The organism is Pseudomonas sp. AGC41 (genome assembly GCF_057334555.1).
In genome coordinates, this window is sequence record NZ_JBHFJB010000116.1 from 40,721 (window position 1) to 47,355 (window position 6,635).

Sequence of the window (6,635 nt, forward strand, 5' to 3'; positions counted from 1 at the left end):
GCGAAGGCTATTCAACAGCCGACAAGAATCTCAGTCCTTGGGCCGCGCATGCGCCGCCAATCGCTCCAGGGCTGCCCGCAGGTTGGGGTCGCTGATGCCATCGGCCGTGGCCTGGATGGTGGCGGCGGCGTCGCTGGACAGGTCCAGCGTATGACCCTTGGCGCCGACCTGCACCGTGGGTGGCTGGACCTTGAACAGGATCCGCGTGAGGTTGGCGAATTCCTCGAAGGCCTGGAGTTGGCGCAGCAGGCGCTTTTGCTGGTAGCGCAAGCGCGTGGCCCAGTGACCGTCGGTGACGATCAGCAACAAACTGCCTTCGCGCCAGGACGCTACGTGACAATGCTCGCGCGCAGCGGGCTGGAGCTGGCTGTCGAGCAGGCGTTGCAAGTGCCCCAGGCGTCTGGCGTGGCCGAAGATGGCTTTCAGCGGCTTGGCTTCGCGCAGCAGAACGGCGGGTGCCTTGGCTGGAAGAGGGCGGAAGGCCATGTTTGATTACCGCAAGTGACAAAGGCGCCATGGTAGCAGAAAGCGCCGGATACGCCCGAGCCCTGCCGCCCGGCGGCTTTTACTCGCATAATCAATGAGTAACTTCTGCGTTTTGTGGGTTGAAGTTCGCGCAAAAGCCCTTATTTTAGGGAGGCCCCGTCACAGCGCTGTGCCAGCATCGTGGAATAACGCCACTTTCCTCTCCATCGTTTCCGGGTAGAATGCTCGTTCGCATGCGGCCATGAGGGCTGCACGGGCGACTCATGGGGCCGCCCTCCATCCCTTTAGTGTGGAAGATCCTGCCGATATGTTTGCGCCTTTGTTAAAGAAACTTTTTGGAAGCAAGAACGAGCGTGAAGTCAAACGCATGCTCAAGACGGTACAGATCGTCAATGCCTTCGAAGAGCAAATGGTGGCCCTTTCGGACGATCAGTTACGCGCCAAGACCGCCGAATTCAAGGACCGCATCGCCAAGGGCGAGACCCTCGACCAGATCCTGCCCGAAGCTTTCGCGGTCTGCCGTGAAGCCGGCAAGCGGGTCATGGGCATGCGCCACTTCGACGTCCAGTTGATCGGCGGCATGACCTTGCACGAAGGCAAGATCGCCGAAATGCGCACCGGTGAGGGCAAGACCCTGGTGGCGACCCTGGCGGTGTATCTCAACGCACTGTCCGGTAAGGGCGTGCACGTGGTGACGGTCAACGACTACCTGGCCCGCCGCGACGCCAACTGGATGCGCCCGCTCTATGAGTTCCTCGGCCTGACGGTCGGCGTGGTCACGCCGTTCCAGCCGCCGGAAGAGAAGCGCGCGGCCTACGCCTCGGACATCACCTACGGCACCAACAACGAATTCGGTTTCGACTACCTGCGCGACAACATGGCGTTCAGCATGGAAGAAAAATTCCAGCGCGAACTCAACTTTGCCGTGATCGACGAAGTCGACTCCATCCTCATCGACGAAGCCCGTACGCCGCTGATCATCTCCGGCCAGGCTGAAGACAGCTCCAAGCTGTACATCGAGATCAACAAGCTGATCCCGCAGCTCCAGCTGCACGTCGAAGAAGTCGAAGGCGAAGTGACCCAGCCCGGCCACTACACCGTCGACGAGAAGACCCGCCAGGTCGAGCTCAACGAATCCGGTCACCAGTTCATCGAAGAGATGCTGACCCGCGTCGGCCTGCTGGCTGAAGGCGAAAGCCTCTACTCGGCCCATAACCTGGGCCTGCTGACCCACGTCTACGCCGGCCTGCGTGCCCACAAGCTGTTCCATCGCAACGTCGAATACATCGTCCAGGACGGCCAGGTCGTACTGGTTGACGAACACACCGGCCGCACCATGCCGGGCCGTCGCCTGTCCGAAGGCCTGCACCAGGCCATCGAAGCGAAGGAAGGCCTGAACATCCAGGCCGAGAGCCAGACCCTGGCCTCGACCACGTTCCAGAACTACTTCCGCCTGTACAACAAGCTCTCCGGCATGACCGGTACCGCCGACACCGAAGCGTTCGAATTCCACCAGATCTACGGCCTGCAAGTGGTGGTGATTCCGCCGAACAAGCCGCTGGCGCGCAAGGACTACAACGATCTGGTGTTCCTGACCGCCGAAGAGAAATACGCGGCGATCATCAACGACATCAAGGAAGGCATGGCCCAGGGCCGTCCGATCCTGGTGGGTACCGCGACCATCGAGACCTCCGAGCACATGTCCGCCTTGCTCGCCAAGGAAGGTATCGAGCACAAGGTCCTCAACGCCAAGTTCCACGAGAAGGAAGCCGAGATCATCGCCCAGGCCGGTCGCCCGGGTGCGTTGACCATCGCCACCAACATGGCCGGCCGTGGTACCGACATCCTGCTGGGCGGCAACTGGGAAGTCGAAGTGGCTTCGCTGGAAAACCCGACCCCCGAGCAGATCGCCCAGATCAAGGCCGACTGGCAGAAACGTCACCAGCAGGTGCTGGAATCCGGTGGCCTGCAGGTGATCGCGTCCGAGCGTCACGAATCGCGCCGTATTGACAACCAGCTGCGTGGCCGTGCCGGTCGCCAGGGCGACGCCGGCTCCAGCCGCTTCTACCTGTCCCTGGAAGACAGCCTGATGCGCATCTTCGCCTCTGATCGGGTGAAGAATTTCATGAAGGCCCTGGGCATGCAGCCGGGCGAGGCGATCGAGCACCGCATGGTGACCAACGCCATCGAGAAGGCCCAGCGCAAGGTCGAGGGGCGCAACTTCGATATCCGCAAGCAGTTGCTGGAGTTCGACGACGTCAACAACGAGCAGCGCAAAGTGATCTATCACATGCGCAACAGCCTGTTGGCCGCCGACGACATTGGCGAAACCATTGCCGATTTCCGCCGCGAAGTGCTCGACGCCACTGTCAGCGCACACATTCCGCCGCAGTCGCTGCCGGAGCAGTGGGACGTTGCCGGCCTGGAAGCCTCCCTGCGCAGTGATTTCGGCGTGTCGTTGCCGATCCAGCAGTGGCTCGACGAGGACGATCACCTCTACGAAGAAACCCTGCGCGAGAAACTTCTGACCGAACTGATCGCCGCGTACAACGAAAAAGAAGACCAGGCCGGCGCCGAAGCGCTGCGCTCGTTCGAGAAGCAGATCGTGCTGCGGGTGCTCGATGACCTGTGGAAAGACCACCTGTCGACCATGGATCACCTGCGCCACGGTATCCACCTGCGGGGCTATGCGCAGAAGAATCCGAAGCAGGAATACAAGCGTGAGTCCTACACGCTGTTCTCCGAGCTGCTGGATTCGATCAAGCGCGACTCGATCCGGGTCCTGTCCCACGTTCAGGTTCGCCGCGAGGATCCGGTCGAAGAAGAAGCCCGCCTGCGCCAGGAGGCCGAAGCCCTGGCCGCGCGCATGCAGTTCGAGCACGCCGAAGCTCCGGGCCTGGAAGTGGTCCAGGCGATGGAAGAGGGCGTCGATGTGGACGTGGCCCTGGCCACCGCACCGGTACGCAACGAGCAGAAACTGGGCCGAAACGAGCTGTGCTATTGCGGATCGGGCAAGAAATACAAGCATTGCCACGGGCAGATCCAATAAACCCGTTTCAACGCTGAGCGACCCGCGCCGCGACAAGAGTCTCTTGTCGCGGCGTTTTGCCATTTGATTCGCCGTCTTGATGAAGGCGGTGCTGAAATAATTTTATAAGGAGCGCATTCATGGCTGTTGGTCTTGGTCCGTTGCCAACGTTGCACCCGGTTGCCGGTTTTGAACTTGGTATCGCCTCGGCGGGCATCAAGCGTCCCGGGCGCAAGGATGTGGTGGTCATGCGTTGCGCCGAGGGCTCGACAGTGGCCGGCGTGTTCACGCTCAACGCGTTTTGCGCCGCGCCGGTGATCCTGGCCAAGCAACGCGTGCAAGGGCCGGTGCGTTACCTGCTGACCAACACCGGCAACGCCAACGCCGGCACCGGCGCGCCAGGCCTGGCCGCCGCCGAGCGCACCTGCGCCAGGCTGGCTGAACTGACCGGTGTCGACGCCAGCCAGGTGCTGCCGTACTCCACGGGCGTGATCGGCGAACCGCTGCCGATTGAAAAAATCGAAGGCGCGCTGCAAGCCGCCCTCGATGACCTCTCGGAAAACAACTGGGCCGCGGCCGCCACCGGCATCATGACCACCGACACCCTGCCCAAGGGTGCGAGCCGCCAGTTCCAGCACGACGGTGTGACCGTGACCGTGACCGGCATCAGCAAAGGCGCCGGCATGATCCGCCCGAACATGGCGACCATGCTCGGTTACATCGCCACCGACGCCAAGGTCTCCCGCCAGGTGCTTCACGACCTGATGCTCGACGGCGCCAACAAGTCCTTCAACCGCATCACCATCGACGGCGACACCTCGACCAACGACTGCTGCATGCTGATCGCCACCGGCAAGGCCAACCTGCCGGAGATCACCGAAGCCAGCGGTCCGCTGTTCGCGGCGCTGAAACAGGCGGTGTTCGAGGTGTGCATGGAAGTGGCCCAGGCCATCGTCCGCGACGGCGAAGGCGCGACCAAGTTCGTCACCGTACAGGTCAACGGTGGTGGGAATCACCAGGAATGCCTGGACGTTGGTTATACCGTGGCGCACTCGCCGCTGATCAAGACCGCACTGTTTGCTTCCGACCCGAACTGGGGTCGTATTCTCGCCGCTGTCGGCCGTGCCGGCGTGCCTGAGCTGGACGTGAGCAAGATCGACGTATTCCTCGGTGAGGTCTGCATTGCCAGCCAGGGCGCCCGCGCGACGACCTACACCGAAGCCCAGGGCGCGGCGGTGATGCAGCAGGAAGAAATCACCATCCGCATCGAGCTGGGGCGTGGCGATCGCAGCGAAACGATCTGGACCACCGACCTGTCCCACGAGTACGTCAAGATCAACGCTGAGTATCGGACTTAAAACCGAGTCGCTCCATTCGCGAGCAGGCTCGCTCCCACAGGGTATTGCGGGGTGACATAAAAAGTGTTCACAGCAAAAATCCATTGTGTGAGCGAGCCTGCTCGCGAAGGCGGCCTGGCAGCAATCCCTTTGTCTTGATCGATCCACAAGAAAGGAATCCAAATGAGCCTGCACCTGATCATCGGCGATAAACGAGCTTCTTCCTGGTCCCTGCGGGGCGCACTGGCCCTGTCGTTGACCGGCGCGAAGTACACCGAAGAACTGGTCAGGCTCGGCCAGCCCGACACCCGCGAAAAACTCCTGAAGTATTCGGCCACGGCCAAGGTTCCGCTGCTCAAGACCGACTTCGGCGTGATCGCCGACTCCCTGGCCATTGCCGAGTACCTGGCCGAGCAGTTTCCCGAGGCCGGTCTCTGGCCCAAGGATGTCGCGGCGCGGGCCCAGGCTCGTTCAGCCTGTGCGCAGATGCACAGTGGCTTCTTCGCTATCCGCACCCACATGCCGTTCGACCTGGGCCGCGATGCGCCGTTGTCACCGATGCCGACGGATGTGCAGGCGGAAATCCAACGGATGCTGGCGTTGTGGGCAGAGTGCCGCGCGGCGGCTACCGAAACCGGTCCCTACCTGTTTGGTACCCTGAGCCTGGCCGACGTATTTTTTGCGCCGATTGCCGTGCGCTTGCGCACCTACCAGGTGGAACTGCCGGAAGTCGACGCGGCCTACGTTGAAACCCTTTATCAATGGCCGGCCTTCAAAGCATGGCAACAGGCTGGCCTGGAGGAAATCGCCCGGTGAAACGCGTACATGTAGCGGCGGCAGTCATTCGCGACGCCGCCGGCAGAATCCTGATTGCCCGCCGGGCCGATTCCCAGCACCAGGGCGGTCTGTGGGAATTCCCGGGGGGCAAGGTCGAGGCCGATGAGTCGGTCGAAAAGGCCCTGGCCCGGGAGCTTTTCGAAGAGTTGGGCATTGTCGTCAGCGCTGCCCGGCCACTGATCAAGGTGCGCCACGATTATCCGGACAAGCAGGTGTTGCTGGATGTCTGGGAAGTCTCGGCGTTCAGCGGCGAGCCCCATGGCGCCGAAGGCCAGCCGCTTGCCTGGGTGACGGCTCGTGAGTTGATGAACTACGAATTTCCGGCGGCCAATCAGCCGATCGTCGCGGCGGCCCGTTTGCCGGGCGACTACCTGATTACCCCTGAAGGCCTTGAGACACCTGCCTTGCTGCGTGGCATTCAACAGGCTGTCGCTGGCGGGATCAAGCTGCTGCAACTGCGCGCGCCCAACGGTTACGACCCGCAATACCGTGACCTGGCGGTGGACGCGGTGGGGCTGTGTGCCGGCAAGGCGCAGTTGATGCTCAAGGGCCCGTTCGAATGGCTGGGTGACTTTCCGTCTGCCGGCTGGCACATCACCGCCGCGCAGCTGCGCAAGCATGCGGCGGCGGGTCGGCCGTTCGGCACCGATCGCTGGCTGGCGGCCTCGTGCCACAACGCCGAGGAACTCTCCCTGGCTCAGCAGATGGGCGTGGATTTCGTGACGTTGTCCCCCGTGCAACCGACCCAGACCCATCCCGATGCGCAGCCATTGGGGTGGGAGGAGGCGGCGCAACTGATCGAGGGGTTCGACCGGCCGGTGTATCTGTTGGGCGGGGTCGGCCCCGATCAGCGGCAGAAAGCCTGGGAAGCCGGGGCGCAAGGGGTGGCGGGGATTCGGGCGTTCTGGCCTGACGCTTGATTCTGTGGGTATGTCTGCTGGCCTCTT

Annotated in this window: 5 protein-coding genes; 4 read left to right on the forward strand and 1 reads right to left on the reverse strand. The window is 62.5% G+C overall.

Annotation, left to right across the window (positions count from 1 at the left end):
- Positions 1–30: 30 nt before the first annotated feature.
- Complete coding sequence (locus ACE04F_RS19745) at positions 31–486, reverse strand: DUF721 domain-containing protein (RefSeq protein WP_486109301.1); 456 nt, start codon at positions 484–486, stop codon at positions 31–33.
- 307 nt (positions 487–793) lie between these two features.
- Here ACE04F_RS19745 and secA point away from each other — a divergent pair, with 307 nt between their 5' ends.
- The 4 genes from secA to ACE04F_RS19765 all read left to right on the forward strand — a co-directional run bounded on the left by secA (position 794) and on the right by ACE04F_RS19765 (position 6,608).
- A complete protein-coding gene (gene secA, locus ACE04F_RS19750) occupies positions 794–3,535 on the forward strand; it encodes a preprotein translocase subunit SecA (protein WP_305496429.1) in 2,742 nt (913 codons plus the stop codon).
- Between the two features lie 119 nt (positions 3,536–3,654).
- Positions 3,655–4,872, forward strand: a complete 1,218-nt coding sequence (gene argJ, locus ACE04F_RS19755) for a bifunctional glutamate N-acetyltransferase/amino-acid acetyltransferase ArgJ (RefSeq protein WP_486109304.1) — start codon at positions 3,655–3,657, stop codon at positions 4,870–4,872.
- 162 nt (positions 4,873–5,034) lie between these two features.
- Positions 5,035–5,667 carry a glutathione S-transferase family protein gene (locus tag ACE04F_RS19760; RefSeq protein ID WP_486109306.1) on the forward strand — a complete coding sequence of 211 codons (633 nt, stop codon included), beginning with the start codon at positions 5,035–5,037 and terminating at the stop codon, positions 5,665–5,667.
- Complete coding sequence (locus ACE04F_RS19765) at positions 5,664–6,608, forward strand: Nudix family hydrolase (protein ID WP_486109308.1); 945 nt, start codon at positions 5,664–5,666, stop codon at positions 6,606–6,608. Before ACE04F_RS19760 ends, ACE04F_RS19765 begins: the two co-directional genes overlap by 4 nt.
- Positions 6,609–6,635: the final 27 nt, after the last annotated feature.

Excerpts from the sequence above, each read along its gene's own strand:
- ACE04F_RS19745 (WP_486109301.1), bottom strand. The coding sequence starts at position 486 with ATGGCCTTCCGCCCTCTTCCAGCCAAGGCACCCGCCGTTCTGCTGCGC.
- secA (WP_305496429.1), top strand. The coding sequence starts at position 794 with ATGTTTGCGCCTTTGTTAAAGAAACTTTTTGGAAGCAAGAACGAGCGT.
- argJ (WP_486109304.1), top strand. The coding sequence starts at position 3,655 with ATGGCTGTTGGTCTTGGTCCGTTGCCAACGTTGCACCCGGTTGCCGGT.
- ACE04F_RS19760 (WP_486109306.1), top strand. The coding sequence starts at position 5,035 with ATGAGCCTGCACCTGATCATCGGCGATAAACGAGCTTCTTCCTGGTCC.